Source organism: Paenibacillus sp. FSL E2-0151, assembly GCF_037993015.1.
Taxonomy (GTDB): Bacteria; Bacillota; Bacilli; order Paenibacillales; family Paenibacillaceae; genus Paenibacillus; species Paenibacillus amylolyticus.
Genome location: NZ_CP150308.1, coordinates 2,961,644 through 2,986,939, shown reverse-complemented (window position 1 = coordinate 2,986,939; position 25,296 = coordinate 2,961,644). Strand labels below are relative to the sequence as shown.

The window sequence follows — 25,296 nt, the reverse complement described above, 5'->3', positions numbered from 1 at the left end:
TAGAGGAATACGTCAGAGTTCACCTCCAGGAGGGAATCAACACTTGAAATTACATCAGCAATATCTGCTGTTACATCGTCATTACGGTCACCATACAGAACATGAACTTACACTCGCCGATCTCGCTGAGTTGCTAAATTGTACACACCGCAATACGTTAACGATTGTCAAAAAGATGGTTGCACATGACTGGATTCGTTGGGTTTCCCAGCGTGGCCGGGGTCGGCGCTCTTCACTGACTTTGCTTGTTCCGGCTGATCAAATCGCCGCAGAATATATGATGCAGGCCATGAATCGCCGGGAGTTGCAGGAAGCTGCCGAGCAGGTGAGCGCATTCTCCAGTTCAACAATCATGCAGGATCATCTAAACCAGTGGTTGCTTGGATATTCAGGACATCATACGGAAGCCGGCACTAATAATGAGCAGATTGATACGCTTCGGTTGCCCCTGCGCCAACAGCTTCATGCGCTTGATCCGCTGTACATTAATCTATTAGCTGAATCCTTTGTTACCAGCCATGTCTTTGATGGGTTGGTCCAGCGGGGCGAAAAGGGAGAGATTCTTCCCTGTCTCGCTCATACCTGGGATGTCAGTGCAGACCGAAAGACCTGGATCTTTTATTTGCGAAAAGGTATTACATTTCACGATGGTCAGTTGTTGACGGCCCATGATATAGTGCATACGTTTGAACGGCTGCAATCTACAGATCGCCGGACACTGTACCGTGATGTAAGTAAACAGATTCTATCTATTGAAGCAGTCGATTCCTTAACCGTGTGTTTCCAGCTTAAAGATCCTCATGAATTGTTTTTGTCCTTCCTGACAACAAGTCGTGCAGCGATTGTACCCTCACCAGGAACAAACGAACATAAGATGAAGCATTCGGGTGATGTACATGGGATGCAAAAACCTGTTGGGACGGGACCGTTCAAGGTCACCGCCTGGGATGATCACTTGTGCAGACTTGAAGCCTTTTCATCGTATTTTCAAGGTAGAGCACATATGGACCGGGTAGATATCCTGCAAATTCCGTGGAGTGCCTCGGCAAAAATGGACGATAGCCAAGATATCGAAACTCCGTTCTTTCATCTTGTTCATAATCCGTCTTCGTCTGAGGGTGCAGACTGGACACAGATTAGTGCAGGTGTGATGGTTCATAAATTACTCACATGTAATACGCACAAAACCGGACCGTTAAACGATCCGGAAGTAAGAGCACACCTTCAGTCATGCCTTGCTGGAATGTATAGAGATGACGGACATGCAGGTGACTCTGAAGTCGTGGAGACTGATTTTAGTGCGGTGAATACCAAGAAAGTCCAGGTCCACTTGGAGGGATTTAGCGATATATCGATAAGTTCCGTATCCTCCAGTCCCATCTCCTTGCACATTGCAACCATTCCACAATATCGCAGGGATGCTAAAAATCTGGCGTCCATACTGGAGCAGTGCGGTTTCTCGTGTACCGTCCGTACTGCTACGATGGAGCAGTTCAAAGGAAACCTGCGGCTGGAATCTGATCTGATTCTCTTCTCTCTCATTCGGGACAGGGACGAAGAACTGCGAAGGTATGATCTCTACTCTACGTTATCTGAGCATCTGGAAGATTCTGCTCGTATAACGATCCATGAGATCTTACAAACCATCGTCGCCTCTCCCATCGCTGCGGATCGAACTTGTGAATTAGATCGAATTGAGCAATTTTTGGTTGGTCAGAATTTACTGTTCCATTTATCCGAAAAACCGGTAGAAACCGCTTATCTGCCTTCCGTGCGTGGTCTATCTTTCAACAGCCAGGGCTGGGTAAACCTGCGTCATATCTGGTTTCCGTGAATGCTCGTTAAACGAGCATAATAATACTTTCATTTCATGATGCGGTAATGATTTTGGATACCTATGAACTGGTCATTGGGTCGGCATCCACCTTCTGCTGTATTTTTTCATTTATCGTCGAAATGGTATCCTTCCGACGATAAATACCGAGAAGTAAACCGACCATGGCATATTCGAAAAGCAGGTGATTTCCATATCCTATTAAAGGAAAAACTATGCTAAGAATTGGAGCCTTGCCGGTAGTCATCGCCAATGAATAGATGATTTGCAACGCAAACATGGATGTGATACTGATAATTATCATTCGACCGAAATCATCCCGAATGCGAGGAAGCATCTTCACCATACTTGCAACAAACCAGATGATACCCACCAATAATATTATCCCGGCTGACCAGCCAAACACATCAATGAGCAGAACACCTGGGTAATCTAAATAACTCATTTTAAACATGTCGAACGTTGTATCAATCCCATTACCCCACCAGCCGGCTGATTGAATAATTTCAATAATGGAATTGTTACTATAGCCACCGTAAGGGTCATCCTGAAGATTCAAAACGACGGAAAGCCTCTCTAGGCGGCCGTACTTATCTGCAAAAAACAATAACAATACAAAAATACTTCCTGTTACAGCAGCACCTAAGGCTGTATAAAGCCATTTTCGCGTGAGCCAACCAAATAAAATAATGGACATTGTGCCAAACAGAAACATGCGAACCCAGTCCGACATTTGAAACAATAGCACTACAGGTAACGCTACCATAGCAATATAGGTCAATATGGATTGCATATTGCAGTTTGAATGAAACTTCTCCTGCACAATTGCCCCTATGGCAAGTGGCAAAATCCATACTGAAGCAGTCGTAAGGTCTATTACAAATCCAAGTGGTGCAATCAGGAATCTGCTCATACCATAAAAATCCGTAGATATCATTGGATTAATCCACAAAAGGGCATTAAGTAGAATATAGATCCACCAAGCAGCTTTTTTCAACTTACGATAATCAAAGTAAATAAAGAACAACATCAACATTACACCTATAACGGTGTACACCACATGCCCCCGATATAAGGACTGATACTTTTCATCTGCGACATTCATCGTAAAAATCCATATCAGTAACAGGCTAGTTATAGACAAACCAATTAGTCCAACTAACAGCCCCCAATGCATGCGATGACGATGCAATCGGTGCATACTCTTGCCTACGACAGCGGGATCACCCATTTGTTCAATGGCATATTCAATTGCTTCTTCCTCTGTATAACCTTCTTGTTCTTTATCCAAAATCATTTCTTCCATGTGGTTTCCCAACTCATCACGCAGGTCGTTATGTACTTCGCGAGCTTTAACCTGAACACACATGTGATCAAGATAATGCTGAATTCGCTCATGTCGATTCGTCATGTCAGGCCTCCTTCCCCAAGCACCCGATCCACAGCTCTACGGAACAAATTCCACTCTGCTTTTTTACTTTGTAAGGCCTCCATGCCCTTGTCACGAATCGAATAATATTTCCGTTTACGACCTTCAACCTCCATCCAGTACGACTCTACCCAACCTTCAATCTCCATAGCATGCAAAATAGGATATAACGTGCCCTCTTTCAGATTAAACACACCCTCGGATTGACGATGTAGTTCCTTGATTAATTCATATCCGTACAACGGTCGTTCCTGAAGCAAGGTCAGAATCAATGTTTCGGTACTTCCTTTAATCATTTGTTTGTTAACCTGCAACGCACTCACTCCTTCCTTTTCAATTCATTTAGCAAGAGTTTTTAGATTTCGAAAAATAAATTTTTAAATCTCTTCTTTTCATATACATCGGAAACCTATGCATAGAACAACTAGGTATGATATTACCTTATCCTTCCTTTTCTGTCTAGCCAACAAGCTTCTTTATTTATGTTAAAATAAACAAGTCCTTTCATTCACGAACTCTAATGATGACTCTATATATTCGTGTATTTTTCAATTACATATACTATTTTTTCAATACATTTAAGGAGGCATTACATTCATGAGCAAACTAATTTTCTTTCTCGGCGGGGCCGGAAGTGGCAAGACCACCCTTGCCAAAGCCCTTTCCCGTAAACATAAAGCGGCTTTCTTTGATATGGATATTTTGCTTCGTCCCGCGGCTGAGGCGATCATGACCCTTCAGGGACTTGATCCTTCCGACCGAGATTCGCCTGAATACAAACGGCTGTGCCGTGATCTTGGGTATCGCATTACGATGGATGCTGCTCTGGATAACGTTCAGTTGGGTATCGATAGTATCGTTGTGGGGCCATTTACCAAGGAAATCGGTACCCCTGACTGGATCGAGCAGGAACTCGCACGGATTGGACGTTCTCTGAAAGATACGGATGTGAGGGTTGCCTATATTTATCTTGAGAATGAAGCATTGTATCACAAACGGATCACAGCGAGACAATCCCCACTAGATGAATGGAAGTTAGCCAACTGGGATGCCTTCACAGCTTCTCTCGTCCGTAAAGAAATAGCCTGGCCCCTCCCTGCTTCATCCGTCGCTTATATTGATAATTCCAGTGATGATCCTGCGATTGCCTATGCTGAACTTGAACGACGGATGTACGAGTAGTTTTATAAAATCTACTTCCCAATTACTTTGCACGATGTCGCTTTGCATGGAAAATAAAAAGACGAAACAAAAAGAGGTATTTGTCGAGACCCCCGTTGGGTCATCATGACAAATACCTCTTTTCATATATTCAAGATTATTCAAAACTCACTCTTCATCCTCAACAATTGCGGGATCACGCAAAAAGGTTTGCGGTAGTCCTGCCGTAATAAGTGCGTACTACGGAATCGCCATTACATTCGAACTGATAAATTATAGATGTACTTAAATGTAAGAGAACGAACATATCTCAACTCAAAGGAGAATTTCATGAAATCTCACGTAGCAACATGTCCAACTCGACAACAACAACACAGCTACAAATCAAATCCTAATTGGAAACGTGCCGTAGCCAACATCCTCCTGGTGACATCTCTAAGTTTCACCACAATAACCAGTTTATCGGCAGAGAGCAGTCTCCCTCTTCCTCAGGTAAGTCCTCAGGAAACTGAATCGTTCATCAATCAATTCTTCGCCCAACCTGAAGTGAAGTCTGCTCTGAAAGGTGCCGTAGTTACCGTTGTTCACGATCAACAGATCGTTTTGAATAAAGGATATGGTTATGCCAATGTGGAAAAACAAATCCCCGTCGACGCCGACTCCACTCTATTCCGTGTAGCCTCCATCTCCAAAACGCTGACAGCAACCGCTATTATGCAATTGACCGAGCAAGGTAACGTAAAGCTTGATCAGGATATCAGCGCATACACAGATGCTTTGCATCTGACCAACCATACCGGAACAGCGTTAACATTGGAACATCTGATGACCCACACCAGCGGGTTTGATTTCACAGATGCAGCAGCTACACCCAGGGAGTTGAATCATTCTTATCCGCTTGAGCAATTCATCCAGGACAACAAACCGTCCGTTGTTCGCAATCCAGGAGAAGTTTTCCGTTACGACAACTACGGTTATGCACTCTTGGGCTACATCGTTCAGAAACAGTCCAAACTTCCGTTTGAGACTTATGTACAACAGCATATATTCAACCCTCTTGATATGTCGGATAGCCATTTTACACTAAGCAAAGACACGCTGAGTAAACTCGCAATTCCTTATGGCGCTGAAGGACAAGAACTTCCGCAATATCCCAATGTACCGGACAGCTCCCCTGAGGGCGGATTCATTACTACTGGACGGGATATGGCTCACTTTATGCTTGCGCAGCTCAATCAAGGTTCGTACCAGGGTGCACGTATACTAGAACCGTCATCCGTCCAAGCAATGCAAACGCTGGATGTCTCCATACACCCGGATATACCTGGAACAGGTTACGGATTCGAATCCACCTATTCCCAGTATAATCATGGACGGAAAGTCGTGAGTAAAGCAGGCGATCTGGACGGATTCCACTCCAATCTGTGGCTGTTGCCTAACGAGAAGACTGGACTATTTATCGTCTCCAACAGTGATGGACCAGATCTGCGAGAAGCGCTTTTTCAAGCATTTATGGATCATTTTTATCCGAGTAATGAGGTCCAAGATGTCAATTATAGCGTACCCGAGTCTTCACTCCATTCCTACGAGGGACTATATCGTGATATCCGCCTGCCTGCATGGTTGTATGATATTTCAGCAACAGAGAAAGGTCTTCAGGTTATAGATGCTTATGGCACTCACACTTTAACACCCGTTAAGGACATGTTGTTCATGGATGAGGAAGGCAAGCTCGCTGGTTTCAAAAAAAATCAGTCAGGTGAAATCACGTATTTCTATTACAACAAGTCAGATAGCTGGTCCGAGAAATTGCCAGAAGCCAAACCTTATGAAGATGTGCCAGAAGACCATCCCTATGCTCCGTACATCTATCGTTTAACACAGATTGGCCTGTATCCACAGGATCAATCCCTATTTGAACCAGAGAAGCCTGTTAGTCGTGGGGAGTTTGTAACACAGGTTGTGGGCATAAGCGGAATGTCCATTTCAGCTCAATCACCAAAATTTAAAGATACCCAATCAAGTCCCTACGCCGCCTACATTCAAACCGCTCTTGAACTGGGTATTGTGCAAGGTAATACTCGTGGATTGTTCCATCCTGACCAAGCCATAACAAGGCAAGAGGCCGCGGTGATCATATCGAGAACGGCACAACAACTCCTTGGCGCACCTGCCGTAACTGCCGATCTCATCGGTTCACAGGATCGTTGGGCTGAAGAAGGTGTCCAGTTTGTGGTTGCTCTAGGTCTCTACGGTCCGGAAGTATCTGTATCCAGCACCGGTGCTGTGGATTATAGATCGAAGCAACCTATGCTGAGGCAGGAATCATCAGTTTTGATGTACAAAATGTTAGGCACTCTGCTACATTAACATAGAGTGATGCTCGGCAAGCCATGTCATTGCTACATGGCTTGTTTTTCCACTTCATTTTACCAATGATGCATTTTATAAGAACGGATGATTTTACCATGCGACTAGGACTCTCATTACATAGATTCATGAAAACTAAATTTAATATCGTGTGGTTTGTAACGATGTTGTGCTTTATACTGACAGCCACGTATATCCATATCTCTTCATTTATGAATCCTTATATCGGACTTTCGTTGACACCAAATGCCTCCATTTCTTGGGCAGTACATGATGTAGATCCACAAGGTTTAGCATATACATCCGGGATTAGATCAGGTGACACCGTTATCTCGCTGGAACCCAAAGGAGGAGTCCAGTTACTCCATCAAAAAGGTGTATTCTTAGTGACTGAAGCCTACACCATCGGCGTTGAGAATTCTCATGGTCAGGCATCCCAACATACAATGAAGCCTGGACCACGTGAATGGTTCAACATCGGCTTCTCATCCATAGTAGAATTATTGCTATTGTTGACCGGAACCTATGCCTTGTTTAGCCAACCCGGTTCACGAGTGATGCGTCTGTTCTACCTCCTTAACCTGTCCATGGCCATATGTATACTGACGATATACACATCCCAGTTGCCTTTATCCAATTATATTTTGGCCTTTTGTGCGGCATGGTTACCTTACTGTCTAACTGCTTTTTATGTGTCTTTTGTATTCCGTACCCGTCTGCATCGTTTCCGGTGGTTACTATTTATCAGCAGAGGTATTGCAGTTGCTTATTCTGCAGGCCTAGTATTTTTGTACATCAAGCAGTGGATGATGACCTATGTTCAGATCAACCAAGGCATTACCACCGTCAGTACTCCTATTGCGCCGTCTGGTCCAACCAATCTGCTTAACTTTATACTTTGTGCAACCCTTCTGATCTTAATCTGGATGACATGGGTTTATCGTAAAAGCTACAATCGCAAGGAGCAGAACCAGCTATTGCTCATGTTAACAGGAATACTTGTTAGCCTGATTCCCTTCATCATATGTTTTGCTATTCCAACCCTGCTTCAAGGTGAACCGTTATTGCCTGTAGAGTACACATTAATTGGATTTCTGCCTTTATCATGGATGTTCACTTATGTACTTGTACAACGGAGTATGCTTGACTTCAAACTGGTTATTCCAAGATTGATGATTCATGGACAATATGTTTTAATCGTTTTTTTACTGTTTCTGGCCGCCTCTCACCTACATTCGTTAATTCATATCAGCTTACTGTTTGTCTCGTTTTTGCTGATCACTTGGGTATATCAGTACATGCTCACACGCTCACGCAAGAAAAACAAACTTAACAAAGACTGGTTGGAACACCAGCAACTTCGGTTGACTGTGCGAATGGCTGAGCAGCAAAACATGCGGGACATGATTCACGTGTTTGCCGAGATGTTCCACAAGATGCTGGATATTGAAGGTGTAATTGTCATATGGATTGATGATAAGCACAGATATTCTCAGGAAGGTACAGGGGTTTTTGCTTCCATTCAGAATATAGATAACCAGGCGTTGGATATTGAAGTTTTACGACAGAAAGTTGATTTGGCACAGGTTTGGGAGCTGTCGGGTGAGCCCACTACGGAGACGATAGGATTTCTGGGCATTGGTCACAAAGAAAATCGCACCCTTTTTTCAGCAGAGGAACAGGATATCATTGATAAAGGCAGGCTGGAAGCAATTCGAATGCTCGTCAATGGCAGACTCTTATCCGATCTGCAGAAGCGATATGAATACCGTGTAGACCAGACAGCTCTTCATGAACACCAGATACGCCGTCATCGGCAGTTCAATGATATTATGATGGAAGCCCAACAGGCAGAGCGTATGAAAACCTCTTATTTCCTTCATGACCAACTGCTTCAAAACCTGATTTTCCTGTCTCGTGATTTGGAGGAATTACACGATACCGGAGAGACGCATAAGGATCAAACGGCTGTTTGGCTGGAGTGCCTGTATGCTTCCCAGAGAGATATACGTCAATTATGTGATGATCTCTACCCTCATATTATGGATCGAAGTGATCTCGAGGAAGCGTTGCAATGGCTCATCCGTACACTTCAAATACAAAGTGGCATCAGAATGGAACTAAACTACAACGCCCTCTCTGAAGAGTTGAAGCACGAACCTCTGAAGTCCACCGTCTTTCGGACGATCCGCGAACTCATTATGAATGTGATGAAGCATGCACAGGCGTCGTTTTGCTCCATTCAGGTACATACAAGGGATACTGACTTGATTCTACAAGTAGAGGATGACGGCTTGGGGTTTAATGTTCATACCACATTTGATACTGCAACAGGGCACTTCGGTTTGATATCCATACAGAGCAGCATTCAACATCTCGGTGGAGAATTCACCATACATTCCAGCCTTGGCAAAGGAACCTCAATCAACATCCGTTTGCCTTTAACCAAAGGAGCAACTGAACAATGAGCGAACCCATTACAGTCGTACTACTTGATGATCACCCCCTGGTCATGGAAGGTCTCAACAACCGCTTAAACCGCGAACCCGGCATACAGGTAATGAAAACATTCAGCGATCCATTGCTTTTTTTATCCGAAGTAGAGGCGCTGCGGCCAGATGTTGTTGTGATGGATATCCGCATGCCCCAGCTTGACGGATTCGAGGTTGTGAGAAGATTGAAAGATCAATACGGGTTATCCGTTAAAATCATACTGCTATCCGGATACAACTATCACGAATTCCAGTTAAAAGCTTATGATCTGGGCGTCCATGCCTACTTGTCGAAACAAGCAACGTATGGACAGATTATCAACGCCATTCACCAAAGTATGTTGGGACATGTTCTTATTCCAGAGACCATGTTATCCCCTAATCTGGAGGAGTCTCTCACAGCAACTGAACGGGAAGTGCTTAACCGCATTGCACTGGAGATGACCAATAAGGAAATTGCACAGGATCTGGCGATCAGTCAACGTACAGTGGAGTATCATATAACCTCTATTACACAGAAATTTGGTGTGAAGTCCAGAATTGGTGCTGTAGTCAAAGGCTATCAGGCAGGGATTCTCGGTGACGTAACACTCCCTGAGAAACGGTAAAAACATGTACCCGTTTAAAAGAACAACAAAAGAGCGGCAGAACACCCTGTAATACAACCTGAGGTTTGTTCTGAACCGCTCTATCTGTTGGTTAACTTTTCTATAAAGTGCATTCATGCTTGATGCGTGTGCTCCCTATCCGCGCTGACGTTCAGCAATACGAGCCGTGATTATTCCATGACTCTCATCGATTTCTTCCGGTGTGCACGCGGCTTTCAGCTCATATACTTTCACTGGCGAACGGTCGATAATATCCAAAAACGAATCAAAAAAGGTCATGTCTTTGCTATGAATGTATGGACACCAATGATCTGCCAACCCTACAGTTTCATGAATATGCACGCCAACCACGTGATCAATCAACGCGTTAGCCTCACGTACATTGTCATATAGGCCCATTCGATCCATCATCATGCCGTGACCAATGTCGTACCAAAGACCAAGCGGCGCGCCCTTCATTTGTCCAATAATCGTTCCTGCTTCGTTCAAAGTCGGCATCTGATAACAGCGTGAACGGGTCTCAATACCGAAATTCACCCCGTATCCCCGCTGCTCCGACAAATTACATACCTCTTCCAGACTCTCCTGAATCCGGCTCAGATAATGTGCGCTGCCATCTTCCCGTTTCTCCAGCATCTCTTGCCATAAAGATTGATATGCCGGTGAATCCGGCCCCTGATCGTGGTATATCTTTTTCAACGCTTTATCTATATTGTATTCAAACGGAACCTCACCGGGATGTACAACAACAGCCTTGGCCCCATAACGATGTGCGTACTCGGCTGAGCGAAGTAACAGCTCAATCGCCCGTTTGCGGCGCGGTTCATCATCGAACCCAAGCAGGACGGAATCCGTCCCGTAATCGGGATCAGCCACATGCGGGAATGTATTATGCACACTGGATACACCGATCTCGCCCCGTTCAATCATCGGTTCTATCGTCTGCAGCATCTCTTCCGTTACATTGTAATTCAGTTCCACCTGTTTGAATCCAAGAGACTTGATCTCCTCGATCATACCTTGTCCGTTCGTATGACGTTTGATATTCCAACATGTTGAGAATGAATATTCCTGTTTGTCCGTATACATCATTGGTTCCTCCTGTCTCTCATTCTATCGCCCATTCATATTCCATTTATCTCTATCTATATAAGTTGAACCAATAAACTTTACACTAGATCACTCCAATTGCAGTACCATCTTCCGATGCAGCTTTCTTGCAGAAAGCTTTCAGGCGAACGCTCCGCTTCTTCAGATCGGTTCTGCACTCTTCGTTCTCGTGTAAATGTTCAGTTCATCTTATATACCTATTCATCCCTCTAACCGTTGTCTTCACGGAGGGTCAATTCAAATCTCATCCTGTTTGCAGTCTTCCCAGGCACATAACGATAGATGATCTCCGCATGATTCACGTACATTAACACGGATGGTTCAGGTGCTTCAGCCTTCACGGTACACGTAAGTCCTGGGAACTGCCATAACGCTGGTGTAATGTCCTGTTGCCGAAGGGATGGCCCTCTGATTTCAAAATAAACATCGATTTCTTCCGCCGTATCCAGCTCCACATCAATGGTTAACGAATCTGGTGTGAGATCCGCATCAAACGTTACTCCGCGCAGATGACTGTTCCACCCCTCGCCTACCTCACGGCGGATCAAGCGGAGATAATAACGCTCACCCGTCTCTGTCTGCCAGTGGATCGTAGCTGGATGCATCTGTCCATTCGTATTCACACTTCCCGACATGGCCCCGATCATCCGGTCCTCACCAATCCAGGCTTTGGCTGTACACAAATTTCGATTGGACGTTGGATCATTACGCTCACACAGTTCCATAAATTGTTTCTGCACAAGCCGATCTTTTTGATGAGCCTTGAAATACGGCACGGCTTCAGCGGGCACATCCACCCCAAGGAGCGCAATCAATGGATCATGGCCTGACTCACAGTTGATTCCTGCCAGATATTCATACCCTTCTCCAAGCAAGAGATAGATAAATACACCGATCGAACTATGCTCTCGCATCTCCATGTCGTACGCCCGGGAGAACGGGCCGGAGAGATTCTCCAGGTTGGCATTGTAATATAGCGCAATGTTATTCCACAGCCCATGTTCAATCCGGTGTCCAATTTCGATCAAACGTTCCGTGAGTCCATACTTTCGATACATGCCAAGCACGGACAGATCCACCCCGTAATACGTTGTCGTGTTGAACTCGGCGAATGTGCCGTCGTATTGTTCGAACTCCTTCATCAATCCCTCCGCCTGTTCATCCGAATGCCGAATCCATTCTGTCCGGTTCAAGCGATGGCCGTAGTAGTGGGTAATGAAAATATGCATTAACTCAATATTCGTATTCATGGGAATTACGTCGGATAACCTGCGTTCTATTGACCCTTGGACAGCCAACTCCATCGCATGGTCCATCCGTTTCATGAGTGTCTCCGGCAGTAGTTCGGCAAATTCGGCAGTTACGACCACACAGACACAAGCGATAAACTCGCGCCAGTTGGGATCATAACTGATCCAGACCGGTGGCAGAACCTGATTCACTGCCGAATAAAAAAGGTGTTTCAGTTGTTTGGGGTCTGCTGCCTCTGTTAGCAGAGAACCCTCTTCCTGTAGTTTATGGATAAACTGCGCAGACACCTTCTCAAAGGTGCGTTCCAGGAAATAGGCCGTGCCTGGCGCAAAAGATTTCCAAGCATAGTGACCCGCTGGTGGATGCACATCAGTTGGTCGGGTCGCGAAGGTTCCGTGATAGATCTCATCCGGAGCGTCATATTGAACATCGAGCACCTTGTGGAACACTCGTATCGCGCGTTCCACATCACCAGGCTCATTTCGAATTAACAATCCGAGCGCATAATGTGCACTGGCTCGTGTACTGTGCTGCGATGAATCCTCTTCCTCGAAACTACGAAGCAGATCCATTTCCTTGTCATAGAAGCTATCCATCATCAACATGGACTGATTTACAAGATACTGTTGCTCTTTCGACATCTTTTCTACCATTCGTTGTGTCATGTCATGGACCTCCCGAGACTATAGGTGTGTGTTCAAAAAGATCAGTTTTCAGTACCAAGAAGATGGAATTAAGCTAGAAATGGAGTTGCGGAGCGTAGGACAACTACGTGAGCAACTACAATGTTTCTGAAGGAAACATACTTCGTAAGCATCAACCTATTTCGGCTAAATTTCATATTCGATGCTGATGATGCCACTAGGCATCATTCGTAATCAAAAGTGAACTTTTTGAACAACCTCTATTAACCTTTTACAGCACCTACCATTACGCCACTGATAAAGTACCGCTGCAACCACGGATACACAAGCAGGATTGGTAACGTGGAGAATATAACGCTGGCTGCTTTCAGACTCTCAGGCAGGACTTGAACAGCACCAATACCTTCGTTCTGCATCAATTCTGTAATCTGGTTTTGCTGAATCATCTGATACAATTTCAATTGCAAAGGGTATAGTTCAGGCTTCGTAATATACATGAGTGCATCCTGGAAACCATTCCATCGTCCTACCGCGTAGAATAGGCTCAGTGTCGCCATAACCGGAAGGGATAGTGGCAAAATAATGCGCATAAGTGTTCCAAAGTGGCTGCTTCCATCAATGCCTGCTGCTTCTTCCAGACTTTCGGGAATACCTCGGAAGAAGGTAATGAGGATAATCATATAAAACGGACTAATCAATCCAGGCAGAATAAGTCCCCATGTGCTATCGAGTAAATGTAGATTTTTGATCAGAATGTACTCGGGGATAATGCCGCCACTGAAGAACATCGTCACCACAATGACAAGCATGAACCACTTGCGCCCTTTCAGATTGCTCTTCGCCAGTGGATAAGCTGCTGCAATGGTCATCACCATGCTTAGCACCGTACTCAGAACGGTCAGCCAGATCGTATAGATCAGGGAACGAATCATCGATCCATCTGCAAATACTTTAGTATACGCCTCAAAGGACAACTCTTTGGGGAAAAAGGAAACTTCTCCTGAACCGATCGCCCGGTTGGAACTGAGGGAGATCGCAATAATATGAATGAATGGTGCAAGACACACCACCATCGTAATGATAATAAGAATGACGTTTACCGTGTTGAATATTCGATTCGCCGTGTTTTCAGACATCTCACTCACTCCTTACAGATCATATGTGAATCAATCCACTACATAATGCTCTCATCGGTTAATTTCTTGGACGTATAGTTCGCTCCGAGTATGAAGACAAGTCCAACTAATGCCTGGAACAAACCTACAGCTGTTGCGAGCGTAACCTGACCAGATTGTAAACCGACACGATAGACAAATGTGCTGAGCACATCCGAGTATTCACGTACAGCCACGTTACCGATAATAAACGGTCGGTCGAAGCCGATAGAGATCATGTTGCCGACATTGATGATCAATAAGGTAACAATCGTTGTTTTGATGCCTGGCAAGGAGATATGCCAGATTCTGCGTAACCGACTTGCTCCATCTACTTCTGCCGCTTCATACAGCTCCCGGTTAATCCCTGTCAAGGATGCCAGATACAGAATCGTACCCCAGCCTGCACTTTGCCACACGCCTACCGCAAGATACGTAAAGAGCCAATAGTTTTTGTCTGAAAGGAAAGGTAATGGATCAAATCCCATGCTCATTAAGATATTGTTAATGAAACCAGATTGTGTACCGAATACCTGAAGTACGATCCCTCCAATAATGACCCACGAAATAAAGTGAGGAATGTACAGTAAAGTCTGTGCCAACTTTTTGAACCAGGCCTTCTTCAGCTCGAACAATAAGATGGCTAATATAAGTGGTGCCGGGAAGGAGACCAGTAGATCCAGCATGTTAAGCACTAACGTGTTGCGTAATGCCGTATAGAATCCCTGATTTTGAAACACTTCTCTGAATGCATCCAAGCCAATCCACTCACTACCGGCGATCCCTTGAAAGAAGTTAAAGTCCTTGAACGCAATCTGCACGCCATACATTGGCCCATACTTGAAAATAATGAAGTAGATCATGGGCAGTAGGAGCAACGCATATAGTTGCCAGTTTCTGCGGAAATAGATGCTTGTTTTCATATACCTTCCCCCCATGTCAATCAGGATTCTTCATCAAGGCGATGTTGCCATCGCCCTAATGAAATCCCTGTTCTTTGTTGTCATACACATTAGATGTGATCTCTACTCTACTTATTTCATCGCTTTGTAAGCTTCTGTACGTTCATCCAGGATTGCTTGACCACCGCTCGCCATGTAGTCCTTCATCATGCTGTCATACGTAGCTTCAAAATCAGCGGGTTTGGAAATGGTTGTTTTCACGAAAAACTCCATAAACTTGTCTTTCAAGCCGTTACCGTAACGTGCTTCTGCGTCAATCGGTTTGGAGAAACGTACCGGTTGAATGGTGTCCGTGTTAGAGATCGCTACCGACTTGCGCATATCATCCCGATACTTCGACTCTACCTGTACGACATAAGCCTCTTCATTTTTCTTGTCATCTCCAACGTATTTACCATTGACGATAATGGCAATGTCACCAGAATTATAGATACGACCTGCGATTTCAGAAGAAGCATCATCTTTGATCAGTGGAACTCCATCCACGAGTTCATAGTTCTCGTTTTCAACACCGAATTGCAGATCGAACAGGTTGTTGCCCGAAGCCATCCAATCCAGATACTTCATCGCGGCTTCCGCATTTTTGCTCGATTTCGGGATCATGACATACATCGCATTGGGTGCATATGCCGGTTTGGCGAATTTGCCCTCGGAGTTTTTGAATGCATCAATCGGTGTCATCACTGCACCAGGTTGATTGGTTTGCAGGTTTTTGTACGTACCGGAGATATAAATCTCCCCTGCATCCTCGGTGTAGAATCCAACTTTGCCGTTAGATACATCTTCCCACAGCTTTTTCTTGTCTTTGTCGAGTCCAAAATCCTTGCTCATTAATCCTTCATTATAAAGTGTGTTCATATATTTCAGGGCTTCCTTGAAACCAGGCAACAACGTTGGATAGTCATTGGAACCCAGTTGTTGCGTTAATGTATACTTCTGTTCTTCCGTCAGCGGTTCAATGAATGACCAGATCAGTGGTTCATATTGAGCCGAGGCAATGGACATCCCCATCGGAATAAGTCCTGTGCCAACCTTACCCGGATCTTTTTCCTTAAAGGCCTTCAGTGTTGTATGCAGCTCCTCAGCTGTCTCAGGGGAAGGCAATCCGAGTGCATCCAGCCAGTCCTGACGAACATAGGATGCGTACTTGCCAAGTACAAGACGTTTACCTGGAACCGCGAACTGTTGTCCATCGTATTGACCGTAGGCCAGCGTTTCATCTCCCAAGAACTTCTTCAGGTTAGGACCACTTTGATTGATCAGATCCGTAAGTTCGGTCAGACCTCCTTGCTCTGCATACCGGTTGAATGTTCCCGAATCGTAGGTAAAGACGATATCAGGTACTTCAGAGCCACTCGCCATCAGAACGTTAAGTTTCTGTACTTCCTCCGAGCGTGGTACCGGAACAAACTGAACGTCGATGTTGTTTGGATCACCAAACTTCTCTTGAATGAAGCGAGTCAGATAACTGTCCGAAATGGTGTAGCCCGCCGGTGTGTTTCCCCGATCGAAGATTTCTACTTTCAAAGTCGTTTTTTCCCCCGAACCCGACTCTCCAGAGGAAGATGTAGATTCGCTTCCTGACGAACATGCAGATAATAATAGAGTGAATGCTGTTACCACTGCGAGGATTGAACTTGCCTTGCGTGCCTTACGTCTTTGAAATAATCTCATTTGACCTTTCCCCTTTCGCACACTCTCTGAATGGATTCACATGATTGCCACTCCACTTTGTTCATCCCATTTTGTTGCACCTGTGAATGTCACTAATCATTACATAATATCTGATATTTAGACAATAAACTATTTTCAACATGTGAAATTCACGTTTTTTAAGTTAAATACCGCGATATATAAACATATTTCCTGACAATATGCAATTTTCACACCTTTAATGTTAACTATAATAACATATTGTGTTGTATTCATTTTGGTTTCTCATAGACAATCTGGCATCACCCATCTTGCAATAATCTTTTTTCCATTAAATCTCTCTTCAAAAAATGAAAAAGAGACCACATCTTATGTGATCTCCTTGTTTAGCAACACGTGTAGAACGATTCCACGACTAATTCCTCGGCGGAAGATTAAACTTCATTTGACCAAACAACGTATCGATGGCATTTCCCGCAAATTGATCGATGACATGTTCGTTGGTCGTGTCCGTATGTTCCAAAATCAACACATTATACTTCTCATCATAATGCATTCCGCCCAAAATAAATCGTACTGGAATGTTCTGAGCTGCCCCTGCCTTCGAAATGGCCTGAATAAGTTCGGATTCATGCCTTTGTTGACTTGTCGTGTAGGTACCAACAGGTATAGTTATCGTATAAGACGAGTCATCTACATGAAATGTAAATGTGTTGTTGCTTGCTGTAATGGTAACCCGTTTACTGATATCTACCGATCCCCACACTTGCTGTCCGTGTTTGTACACCATCTTCACTCCTGCCCTATTAATCTATGAATTGTTATAATGCTAGTATAGGACATTCGTAAAATTCCTTAACAATATACCAGCTACACTGGCCTAAGATCGCGGTTGAACAGCCAAAAAATCTCCTGCAAAGGACGATAAGGGACAAAACCTTATTGTCTCATACAGGAGATTTCATTGATATCTCTAAGATCATTGGATTTCACCCGATACTCGGATGTTCTAACACGTGCAATTCCGTTATTGATCCCCTTGTTTTCCACTCTGCTTGCGGTAGTCCCCTGGTGTCAGGCCCATAATCCGTTTAAATACTCTGCCAAAGGAGATGGCATTGGCATAACCCACTTGAAGAGCAATATCCTGAACAGCCATATCGGTTGCAGACAACAGACGACAGGCCTTTTCGACCCTCAGTTTCACCAGAAAATCAACAAACTTCATCTCAAACTCTTCCTTGAACAGATAACTTGCATATTTGCCTGAGATTTGGAACCGATCACTCAGATGTTTCAGCGACAGATCCGGATCATCAAAATGCTCTTCAATATATATCCGCAGCTCGTTGATCATCGCGCGATGACTTTTCGTTTCATTCACAGATACATAATTGCGATAAACCTCTTTAAGCCACTCCTGCAAAATCTCTTGAATCCCCTCCAGTGTCTCCACCTGCTGGATATCACTGCGAAGACGAGTCAGGATTTCCTCGGCAAATTGGCTTTGCAACCGCTCAGACAGCTCCCCGAATTCACGGGACAACATCTGGATTAACGCCTGCAGCAACATGCGAATATCGTTATCTGTAATCTGATCTTCGTTAAACGCAACAAACATCTGATCCAGCTGCGTTCGCCAACCATCACCGGTTAGTCTGAATTCACGGACAAAGTCTGCGAGCATCTGCAAATACTTGTACGATTGCAGCTCAATACGATCCGGCAGTTGCTCACTGAGAACGATGGCATCTTTACCAAGGGTAAGTCTATGCTGCAAACCCGCATCTGCACTCGCATAGGAACGAGTAATCTCCTCCCAGCCCGATACGGTTCGTCCAATCCCGAACGTAAACCGTAGGCGGAAGTTTTCCGCAATCCACATATGCATCTGCTTAGCCAGATCCATAAGTAATTCACGGTCCAGTCCTTCCTGCTCATCCGATGCAATCACAACAATAAGCCTGCGGTTCCCAAACCATTCAGCCCAACCGCCGAACTGGGTCTCATTCTGCACAAGTTCTTCCACTACGTTCATAAGTGCAATCTTCAGAATATTCTGATTGGTCGAGAGATCGTCACCATTCATCTCCGCAATGAGGACAGCAACACTCTTCGGTTCCATGAATCGTTCCTCTAGCGGTTGCAGATGGCGAAGTCGCTGACGGAACGAATCCATCCGCTCTCCTTCCATCAGATCAACAAGCAACTGTCTGCGATGAATCAGCAAGTTTTCATGATGTTGTTTCTCATAGTCAACCGTTTGAGCAATCAGATGTTCCAGCGCACGGTCGATGAGTGCCAGTTCATCTTTGACGGATGGAGTTGCTTCATTCTCCTCGGCACGTGGCTGTAACGCCTGAATTCGATTCATGATCAGCTGGATGGGGCGTGTATTTCTGCGAGTAATGTAGATTAGTCCCGCCACCGCACCAACAATCGTTAATAAACCAATACCGATCCACACATAAGAAACAAGGGATACCCATGAATACAGCTGTCCGGATTGAATACCACTCTCAAAGATCAGACCAAGTTTGTCCGCAGTCACACGATTAAGGATTTCACCTGCTGAAGGGTCCATTTGATGCGCGGTATAGATCAGATTGTCGCTTTTATCCCGAACCTGAAGAACTGATAACTTTTCATTGGTCATGTTATCAATCTGCCGTTCCACTGCATACATGCGGATGGTAATGACAAGCAGACCTTCCCCGCCCCACGGTAACGGAAGCCACTTATTCATGCTAATCACCTGTGAAGGTACGTCGAAGGAACGTTCCTTATAATCACGTGGCAGGTTCCAACCGAGGTTCTCCCGATCTTTCAAGGCTTGCTCAATATAGGCACGATCTTCGAAATCTTCCAAACGCATCATGCCTCTGGGCGTAAGAATCTGGGAATCGGACATACGATAGAGATAAATGGATTGAATCATATCCTGCTGATCCAGCATACGTCCCAGCCCACTTGCCGCATCATAGATGAACTGACTCGATAATTGTCCCTGTCCAGCTTCCAGAAAGCGACTATATGTTTTGTTCGCACCAATGTCTTCAAGCAAGCGAAGTTCAATGTCGCTTAGCGATCGCTCCAGTGTATCCACGATATAGCGGGTGGAGATCATGTCGGCTTTTTGTGTTTCGTTACGTGAGAGTTCGTTGACAATCAGGAAGGAGAGAAAGATCAGAATGGAAATCGTAAGCAGAAAAATAGGAAAATACGAATACATCAACTTGGTGTGCCAATTCCGCTTCAGATTTACTTTCATAGGCTCCAACTCCTTCCATCTCTATTCTAATGAGTATGCTCTTCTCTGTTCTTTGGCCTGCCTGCTGACGATGTACAGAATCACTGATCCTAGTGCCGCACTGATCGTGCAAGCCAGATACATCAGTGATGGACCGCCGGAATCGAGTAAATATCCGTTAAGCATATTACCAACAATTCCGCCCAGGCCAGCAAACACCATGTTAAATAAACTTTGTCCTGTGGCCTGCATTTCCCGTCCCGTAACCGATGCCACATATTCCACTGCTGCGATATAAAAGAATCCGAAGGATAACCCATGCAGCACCTGAACGCCAATCATGACCTCAGGCGTCGGCCATAGCCATTGTATCCCCCAACGTAACATATACGCCCCCGCTGCAAGCAGCATCGTCCGTTCATGCCCCCATTTTCGGAGTATGAATGCTGCTGCCAACATGGATGGAACATTGGTAATCGACGCCAGCAACAGTGCTGTACCCGTCATGGTCACAGAACCGCCAGCCATCTGAAATGAAATAACAAAAAAGGAGTTAAACGCAGTGAGCGTTTGGTTAACTAGGAAACAACCTGTTAGAAATAGAAGGAATGTCCGGTTTCGGAGCAATCTTGCCAAACCTACGGAGAAGGTTACCGAGGACGAGGATATACTCGTCTGCCGGGGGAGTGTACTTGCCAGTATAGCGCTCAGAATGTTAAACAGGAGAAATGGCAGCCATAACATGTGAATGGAAAACTGGGAGAGATACATCCCTGCGGCAAATCCCCCAACTCCCGTTCCTATGCTGCCGAAGAGTCGGATCATGCCATATGAGGTGTTCGCGGCTCTCGCGGCTGTAACCGCATAGGAGTCAGCAACGGGTATTTGAGTCACTTGGAATATAGTGCATAAAGTATAAATCAATATTAATATAAAGTACACTTGAATATTGTAGAAATACGCTAACGATGCAGGAACAAGCAGGCTTATCACCAGTACGAACCGTGTCTTTTTAAACTTATCTACCAGAATTCCCCATATAGGTTGAAGAATAATGGATACAAGTGTGCCAAACGCCATAATAAATCCGGTTTCTTTACTGGAAAACCCTTGTGCTACCAATATGGGATTAATGTACGGATTAAACATCCCACCAGCTAGCCCCATAAACAGATATAGGCCCTGTAATTTGAGTAAAACATGTTTTGCATCCTTGGAATCGGCTTTTATTTTCTCTGTGTAAGCCTTCATATGTCTACTTCTCATCCGGATCTCCATCCTTTATTTCTGTAGTTGCTTCGCCTATTCTCTATTTTTATGTGCGTGTCAGACTCGACTTGATTGCAGCCAATGCCCCGATTGCTCCTGCTTTGTTCCCCAGTTCAGCTATAGCTAAAAGTGTAGGCAGAACAGTGTAACGTTGGAGGCGTGTGCGCACTTCATTTAGATAATAAGATGGGTTGGATGCAGCCACGCCACCACCGATCACTATAATGGAAGGATTGAGTAAAGCCGTAATATTCGCCAGACCTCTCGCCATATAACGCATGGGTAGTTCCAGAATCTCCAGGGCAGCAAGATCACCCGACTCCGCTGCTTTGAATACATGCCTGGCTTCAATCTGTTCCGCTTCCCCTCCTGCCAGACTCATGATCAGGGATAAGGAACTTCCCTTTCCAGCAGCAAAATAACGCCTCGCCTGTTCGGTAATTCCCGTACCTGAAGTCACTTGCTCAAATACGCCAAAGGAATCCGCATCCGCAACGTAACCGGTATGAAGCCCTTCGTCTCCTGCAATGAAATGCCCAATCTCACCTGCTGCTCCATTCTGGCCGCTATAGAGCTGTCCATTCAGGATAAGAGCAGATCCAATGCCTGTTCCAACCGTGACCATTACACAGTGTTGATGTCCCTGTGCTGCCCCTTGATCATATTCTCCCATTGCCGCCATATTCACATCATTATCCAACATGATATTCCCGCTGTAATACTTCGCAATAACAGGGCGAATATCTAGCTCAGGCCACTGAAAAGCGGGAGCATTTCGCAGTATTCCCTCCTCTTGTAGAATCACACCAGGGAATCCCAAGCCTGTACCGTTAAGTTTATCCAGACTGCATCCAACTTCGCGGCAGAATGTTTCCAGTTCAGCGAATAACCATCGAAAGAACTCATCCGGCTGATCACTGGCAAGCGTAGGCAAGATACGTTCATGAACTTCATTTCCAGCCTGTTGTGATGACAAGAGCATTAATGTTTTGGTGCCTCCAATGTCAATACCTGCAATCCAGCCGGATGGATCACCTCCAACCGTACCATTCTGATTGGGCTGATCATTATTACTTACGTTTTTCACGGATTCTGTCATCCCTTTTCCCTCCTCACATGTTGTATATCCAATCTCTTATTCCATGGCCTGCTGAAGGTTCAGCATCGTTTGTTGTATGGCTACCTGTACCGCGCCAGTGACAACAGCCTGCTCACCAAGCTTGGAACAGATTAACTGTGGTTGCACAGGGAATTGCTCAGAGATGATCTGCCTCAGTAAAGGCAATAACACATCACCGTTCCCTCCTACACCTCCGCCAAGCACAATGAGATCCGGAGCAAGCACAACGCTAATCTGACGCAGAGCTGAAGCAATCTTCTTGCTGTATTGTTGTAGAATGTCTAACGCCTCTACTTCTCCACTGCGCGCAGCTTCAAATAACCTCTCGGGAGTCAGGTGTCTGTGAAGATCATCTGCACCCGAATCAGCAGCCTCCAATAATAGTTCATCATGCTGATCTAGATAATCTTTCGCCAGTTGCATCAGACCATCAGCGGACAGCACTTCCTCCAGACGTCGGCCATCGTCCACCAGCATCTCCGCGATCTCTCCAGTTAAGCCACCTAAACCTCGAAGCAGTTGGCCATGTACCATGATGCCAGCGCCTGTCCCTGTACCGATGGAGAAAAAAACAAACAAGGGATATCCTGCTGCTGCACCACTCCGATACTCCCCAAGCGCTGCAAGATTCACATCATTTTCCAGAATTACTTCACAGGGAAAAGCTCCTGACAACGATTCTAGAGAGAAAGCTTCTTCCAGACCCGCTAACGGGTCCACAATACGATTGATACGCCCTGATTCAGGCAGGACTACGCCTGGTATACCAAACCCGATGCACTGAATCTGATCCCAGTTCAGATGATTCTCATCAAGCAGTTCGTTCATATGGCTTCGAAGAAGCTCCAACATCGTCGCTTCTCCTCGCTCATAAGCTCCTTGAACAACCATGGGATATGTTCGATAGGCAATGATCTCTCCATTCAGATCGGATAATGCAATCCGAATACGAGTTGCGCCGATATCTATCCCACAGACATAATAAGCCGTTTCGTTGAAACGAATGAGGGTTGCTTTTCGACCCTGAGCGTTGTCAGCTGGCCCCATTTCCCTCACCAGATTACGGTCAATCAGATGTTCGACTGCCAAAGATACTGTTGGTTTACTGAGTCCGGTCTGACGGCTGATATCCGCTCTCGACATGGTTCCCTGAGTTATGAGGGCATCCATGATGAGATTTTCATTCAGATTGCGGATATACTGCGGTGTGCCAGCCATATTATCGCCTCCTTTTATAGTTAGCATTTTTCATAATTCGATTAAAGTCGCTCTCGGGTACAAAATATAGACGAATAACACCGTTTCGATCTATATTTTGCTGATTGTAAAACGCTCTTGGAAATTATGCTAAATGCTTAGTTAGTTAGGTTTATTAACAAATTGATTAAATTCAATATATCATCGTGTTTGGTAGGTGTACAGCTTTTTGTCATTGCACTCTTTTAGTAGAAAGTTTTACTAGAAAGAACCAACCTCCACCTGTAACACAGAAGCCCAATAAAGGAATTATTATACAATAATAGACGTTTATACATTTCCGAAACAGTGACACGCTCATAGAATACCTTATCACGATCAGGGAGGTTTTAATATGTATAGAAAACATCATAAATGTCATCATCCAAGACCAAAGTGTTTTTACAAAAAAATTACGAAAACTTGTGTTACCAAAGTTAAATATGTCCCTACAAAGTGTAAAAAACACTGTCATGTCACTGTTGAATATTGTGGAGTCAAAAAAAGAAGACATTACTAATACTCTTTTGCCCTTCTCTTCGGAGAAGGGTTCTTTCTTATTGAACTAGATTAATACCGGATACCATTAACCTATCAAAAAAGTTGCGGTGATATTTCACCGCAACTCCTTTCTTCCTTATATATATATTCATCAAGTTTTAGAGAGTTCAATAAATCCTTCACCGAACACATCACGCACGTCATGAATGGTAATAAAAGCAATCTCATCTTCTGCTCGTACAATCTTCTTCAGCATAGAAACTTCCTGCTTGCTAATCACAATGTATAGAATTTCTTTCTTATTTTTTGTGTAATAGCCATGACCGGACAGGACGGTTACTCCGCGATCCATCTTCTCAATGACTTGCTTTGCGATTTCATCCTGTTTGGAAGAGATAATCATGACGGCTTTTTTCGGATTGAGCCCTTCAATAATGAACTCCATTGTTTTGGTTCCAACAAACAGCAAGACAATTGTACACATTAATCCTTGTGGTCCAATGATGAAGTATGAGGAGAAAGCCACAATCAGATCGAAGAACAGAAGTCCGTAACTGATATTCCAATCCAGATATTTGTTGGCAAGTCGGGCCAGGATCACTGTCCCCGCCGTTGTGCCTCCCACTCTAACAATCAAGCCGATACCAAGACCGGCAAATAATCCGGCAAAAATGGTATTGATCCAGAGTTCATCCGATGCAATCGTCCAACTCTCCGTCAGATGCAGGAACAACGAATTGAATACCACTGCAATAATCGTATATACCGTAGTCGTTTTATCAAGAAACCGATATCCCACAATTAACAAAATACCGTTCAGGATCAAGTTCATCAGTCCAGGGGACCATTCAAACAGGTAATACAAAATAATCGTGATACCCGTGACGCCGCCTTCAGCCAAATCGTTCGGGATGACAAACAGGTTCACCGCCAGTGCAAACAGAAATGCACCTGCCATAATAAATAGGATATCCGTAATTCGTTTCTTCATTATGCATTCCATCCAATCCATCAGAAATCAACCTAATCGACCCGTCTCATAAGTTGTCATAATCACTCAAGGATAGATTTTACCATGCTCACAACAAAATTTGTATACATAATACAAATTGTTGCGTAATTTGTGCAAAGGAATTAGTAAAACCTGCTCTTCTGTCTTCTGCAGAGCTATTGAGTATCATACACCCATGACAAATGTCATGGTCCATCATTGATATTCATCATTACAGAAGGCTGACGTTTATGACTTACT

Annotated in this window: 18 protein-coding genes; 5 read left to right on the top strand and 13 right to left on the bottom strand. The window is 44.6% G+C overall.

What is annotated here, in order from left to right:
* Positions 1-43: 43 nt before the first annotated feature.
* On the top strand, positions 44-1,834 hold the full coding sequence (locus tag MHI55_RS13785; RefSeq protein WP_076249547.1) for an ABC transporter substrate-binding protein: 1,791 nt from the start codon (positions 44-46) through the stop codon (positions 1,832-1,834).
* Positions 1,835-1,895: 61 nt separating this feature from the next.
* On the opposite strand, the gene MHI55_RS13780 is transcribed toward MHI55_RS13785, so the two are convergent.
* Both MHI55_RS13780 and MHI55_RS13775 read right to left on the bottom strand, forming a co-directional pair.
* Positions 1,896-3,245 carry an FtsW/RodA/SpoVE family cell cycle protein gene (locus MHI55_RS13780; protein ID WP_340390281.1) on the bottom strand — a complete coding sequence of 450 codons (1,350 nt, stop codon included), beginning with the start codon at positions 3,243-3,245 and terminating at the stop codon, positions 1,896-1,898.
* Positions 3,242-3,577, bottom strand: a complete 336-nt coding sequence (locus MHI55_RS13775) for a helix-turn-helix transcriptional regulator (RefSeq protein ID WP_017688825.1) — start codon at positions 3,575-3,577, stop codon at positions 3,242-3,244. Before MHI55_RS13775 ends, MHI55_RS13780 begins: the two co-directional genes overlap by 4 nt.
* 283 nt (positions 3,578-3,860) lie before the next feature.
* Here MHI55_RS13775 and MHI55_RS13770 point away from each other — a divergent pair, with 283 nt between their 5' ends.
* The 4 genes from MHI55_RS13770 to MHI55_RS13755 all read left to right on the top strand — a co-directional run bounded on the left by MHI55_RS13770 (position 3,861) and on the right by MHI55_RS13755 (position 9,894).
* Positions 3,861-4,445: an AAA family ATPase gene (locus MHI55_RS13770; protein WP_340390279.1), complete on the top strand. Its 585-nt coding sequence runs from the start codon at positions 3,861-3,863 to the stop codon at positions 4,443-4,445.
* A 309-nt stretch (positions 4,446-4,754) separates the two neighbouring features.
* A complete protein-coding gene (locus MHI55_RS13765) occupies positions 4,755-6,794 on the top strand; it encodes a serine hydrolase (protein ID WP_340390277.1) in 2,040 nt (679 codons plus the stop codon).
* A 128-nt stretch (positions 6,795-6,922) separates the two neighbouring features.
* Positions 6,923-9,262: an ATP-binding protein gene (locus MHI55_RS13760; RefSeq protein ID WP_340390275.1), complete on the top strand. Its 2,340-nt coding sequence runs from the start codon at positions 6,923-6,925 to the stop codon at positions 9,260-9,262.
* Entirely contained in the window at positions 9,259-9,894 is a 636-nt protein-coding gene (locus MHI55_RS13755; protein ID WP_339187879.1) for a response regulator transcription factor, read from the top strand. The genes MHI55_RS13760 and MHI55_RS13755 overlap by 4 nt, the downstream gene beginning before the upstream one ends.
* Positions 9,895-10,029: 135 nt before the next feature.
* Here MHI55_RS13755 and MHI55_RS13750 read toward each other — a convergent pair whose 3' ends face one another.
* The 11 genes from MHI55_RS13750 to MHI55_RS13700 all read right to left on the bottom strand — a co-directional run bounded on the left by MHI55_RS13750 (position 10,030) and on the right by MHI55_RS13700 (position 25,035).
* Positions 10,030-10,983 (bottom strand): TIM barrel protein, encoded by a 954-nt coding sequence (locus tag MHI55_RS13750; protein WP_340390600.1) that lies wholly within the window; start codon positions 10,981-10,983, stop codon positions 10,030-10,032.
* A 230-nt stretch (positions 10,984-11,213) separates the two neighbouring features.
* Positions 11,214-12,920 carry a hypothetical protein gene (locus tag MHI55_RS13745; protein WP_340390273.1) on the bottom strand — a complete coding sequence of 569 codons (1,707 nt, stop codon included), beginning with the start codon at positions 12,918-12,920 and terminating at the stop codon, positions 11,214-11,216.
* Positions 12,921-13,162: 242 nt separating this feature from the next.
* Positions 13,163-14,035 (bottom strand): carbohydrate ABC transporter permease, encoded by an 873-nt coding sequence (locus tag MHI55_RS13740; RefSeq protein WP_036608671.1) that lies wholly within the window; start codon positions 14,033-14,035, stop codon positions 13,163-13,165.
* A gap of 38 nt (positions 14,036-14,073) precedes the next feature.
* Complete coding sequence (locus MHI55_RS13735; protein WP_017688833.1) at positions 14,074-14,976, bottom strand: ABC transporter permease subunit; 903 nt, start codon at positions 14,974-14,976, stop codon at positions 14,074-14,076.
* Between the two features lie 111 nt (positions 14,977-15,087).
* Positions 15,088-16,689: an extracellular solute-binding protein gene (locus tag MHI55_RS13730; RefSeq protein WP_340390271.1), complete on the bottom strand. Its 1,602-nt coding sequence runs from the start codon at positions 16,687-16,689 to the stop codon at positions 15,088-15,090.
* Between the two features lie 394 nt (positions 16,690-17,083).
* Positions 17,084-17,458: a hypothetical protein gene (locus tag MHI55_RS13725; RefSeq protein ID WP_340020165.1), complete on the bottom strand. Its 375-nt coding sequence runs from the start codon at positions 17,456-17,458 to the stop codon at positions 17,084-17,086.
* 237 nt (positions 17,459-17,695) lie between these two features.
* A complete protein-coding gene (locus MHI55_RS13720) occupies positions 17,696-19,939 on the bottom strand; it encodes a helix-turn-helix domain-containing protein (protein ID WP_340390269.1) in 2,244 nt (747 codons plus the stop codon).
* Between the two features lie 21 nt (positions 19,940-19,960).
* The gene (locus tag MHI55_RS13715; RefSeq protein WP_340390267.1) at positions 19,961-21,184 is read right to left on the bottom strand and encodes an MFS transporter; all 1,224 of its coding nucleotides are present in this window, start codon (positions 21,182-21,184) and stop codon (positions 19,961-19,963) included.
* A 49-nt stretch (positions 21,185-21,233) separates the two neighbouring features.
* Entirely contained in the window at positions 21,234-22,286 is a 1,053-nt protein-coding gene (locus MHI55_RS13710) for an ROK family protein (protein ID WP_340390266.1), read from the bottom strand.
* Positions 22,287-22,322: 36 nt separating this feature from the next.
* Positions 22,323-23,525 carry an ROK family protein gene (locus tag MHI55_RS13705; protein ID WP_340390264.1) on the bottom strand — a complete coding sequence of 401 codons (1,203 nt, stop codon included), beginning with the start codon at positions 23,523-23,525 and terminating at the stop codon, positions 22,323-22,325.
* Between the two features lie 670 nt (positions 23,526-24,195).
* The gene (locus MHI55_RS13700; protein WP_017688839.1) at positions 24,196-25,035 is read right to left on the bottom strand and encodes a YitT family protein; all 840 of its coding nucleotides are present in this window, start codon (positions 25,033-25,035) and stop codon (positions 24,196-24,198) included.
* Positions 25,036-25,296: the final 261 nt, after the last annotated feature.

Bases quoted from the DNA above. Each gene is read 5' to 3' on its own strand.
- MHI55_RS13730 (WP_340390271.1), bottom strand. From the start codon at position 16,689: ATGAGATTATTTCAAAGACGTAAGGCACGCAAGGCAAGTTCAATCCTC.
- MHI55_RS13750 (WP_340390600.1), bottom strand. From the start codon at position 10,983: ATGTATACGGACAAACAGGAATATTCATTCTCAACATGTTGGAATATC.
- MHI55_RS13735 (WP_017688833.1), bottom strand. From the start codon at position 14,976: ATGAAAACAAGCATCTATTTCCGCAGAAACTGGCAACTATATGCGTTG.
- MHI55_RS13780 (WP_340390281.1), bottom strand. From the start codon at position 3,245: ATGACGAATCGACATGAGCGAATTCAGCATTATCTTGATCACATGTGT.
- MHI55_RS13725 (WP_340020165.1), bottom strand. From the start codon at position 17,458: ATGGTGTACAAACACGGACAGCAAGTGTGGGGATCGGTAGATATCAGT.
- MHI55_RS13765 (WP_340390277.1), top strand. From the start codon at position 4,755: ATGAAATCTCACGTAGCAACATGTCCAACTCGACAACAACAACACAGC.
- MHI55_RS13720 (WP_340390269.1), bottom strand. From the start codon at position 19,939: ATGAAAGTAAATCTGAAGCGGAATTGGCACACCAAGTTGATGTATTCG.
- MHI55_RS13770 (WP_340390279.1), top strand. From the start codon at position 3,861: ATGAGCAAACTAATTTTCTTTCTCGGCGGGGCCGGAAGTGGCAAGACC.
- MHI55_RS13740 (WP_036608671.1), bottom strand. From the start codon at position 14,035: ATGTCTGAAAACACGGCGAATCGAATATTCAACACGGTAAACGTCATT.
- MHI55_RS13755 (WP_339187879.1), top strand. From the start codon at position 9,259: ATGAGCGAACCCATTACAGTCGTACTACTTGATGATCACCCCCTGGTC.
- MHI55_RS13745 (WP_340390273.1), bottom strand. From the start codon at position 12,920: ATGACACAACGAATGGTAGAAAAGATGTCGAAAGAGCAACAGTATCTT.
- MHI55_RS13705 (WP_340390264.1), bottom strand. From the start codon at position 23,525: ATGGCTGGCACACCGCAGTATATCCGCAATCTGAATGAAAATCTCATC.
- MHI55_RS13710 (WP_340390266.1), bottom strand. From the start codon at position 22,286: ATGACAGAATCCGTGAAAAACGTAAGTAATAATGATCAGCCCAATCAG.
- MHI55_RS13700 (WP_017688839.1), bottom strand. From the start codon at position 25,035: ATGAAGAAACGAATTACGGATATCCTATTTATTATGGCAGGTGCATTT.
- MHI55_RS13760 (WP_340390275.1), top strand. From the start codon at position 6,923: ATGAAAACTAAATTTAATATCGTGTGGTTTGTAACGATGTTGTGCTTT.
- MHI55_RS13715 (WP_340390267.1), bottom strand. From the start codon at position 21,184: ATGAGAAGTAGACATATGAAGGCTTACACAGAGAAAATAAAAGCCGAT.